Source organism: Actinoallomurus acaciae (assembly GCF_042429965.1).
In the GTDB taxonomy this organism is placed as follows: domain Bacteria; phylum Actinomycetota; class Actinomycetes; order Streptosporangiales; family Streptosporangiaceae; genus Actinoallomurus; species Actinoallomurus acaciae.
Window position 1 is genome coordinate 246 of the sequence record NZ_JBHLZP010001128.1, and the last position, 1,004, is coordinate 1,249.

The window sequence follows — 1,004 nt, forward strand, 5'->3', positions numbered from 1 at the left end:
ATCAGCGACGGGGACCAGACCACCTGGGCGATCGACCTGGCCGACGGCGGCGCGGCCCTGATGATCGGCCTGCTCGCCGGCCACGGCCAGCACCTTCTCTACATCCCCGGGCGTACCGTCAACCGCGCCGCCTCCGGGTACCGCGGCGAGGGCAAGACCGATGCCAAGGACGCCGCCATCATCGCCGATCAGGCCCGGATGCGACGGGACCTGCACCCGATGCGAGCCGACGACGAGCTCGTCGTGGAGCTGCGGCTGCTCACCGCCCGGCGCACCGACCTGGTACATGATCGGACCCGCACCATCAGCCGCCTGCGTGAGCTGCTGACCGGCATCTTCCCGGCGCTGGAGCGGGTACTGGACGTCACCAACGCCGGGCCGCTGGTGCTGTTGACGGGCTATCAGACCCCGGCCGCGCTGCGCCGCATGGGCCGGACCCGGCTGGAAACATGGCTGCGGCACCGAAAGGTACGCGGGGCCGCCCAGCTCGCCCAGGCCGCCGTCGACGCGGCCGGGCGGCAGCAAACCAGCCTGCCCGGCGAAGCACTCAGCGCTCAGCTCGTCCAGACGCTGGCCGGGGAGGTGATGGCCCTCAACGAGCAGATCAGGGACGTGGAGAAGCTCATCGAGGGCCGGTTTCGCCGACACGAACGCGCCGAGGTGATCAGCAGCCTGCCTGGCATCGGGACGATTCTCGGCGCGGAGTTCCTGGCCGCCACCGGCGGCGACATGACAGTTTTCGGGACCAGCGACCGCCTCGCCAGCTTCGCCGGCCTGGCCCCGGCGCCGCGAGACTCCGGACGCATCCACGGCAACCTGCACCGGCCTCAGCGCTACCACCGCGGCCTGAACAGGGTGTTCTACACCTCTGCGCTGATCAGCATCCGATGCAACCCCGAGTCGCGTTCCTTCTACGACCGGAAGAGAGCCGAAGGCAAACACCACTCCCAAGCGGTGCTCGCCCTGGCCAGGCGACGCGTCAACGTCCTGTGGGCGCTCCTGCG

The 1,004-nt window shown here is 70.2% G+C and carries 1 pseudogene (only partly in view); it reads left to right on the forward strand.

From position 1 onward, the window contains the following. Positions 1-1,004 (forward strand): annotated as a pseudogene (locus ACFFNX_RS51055) (IS110 family RNA-guided transposase); its annotated part reaches 136 nt to the left of the window's first position; the annotation flags it as partial.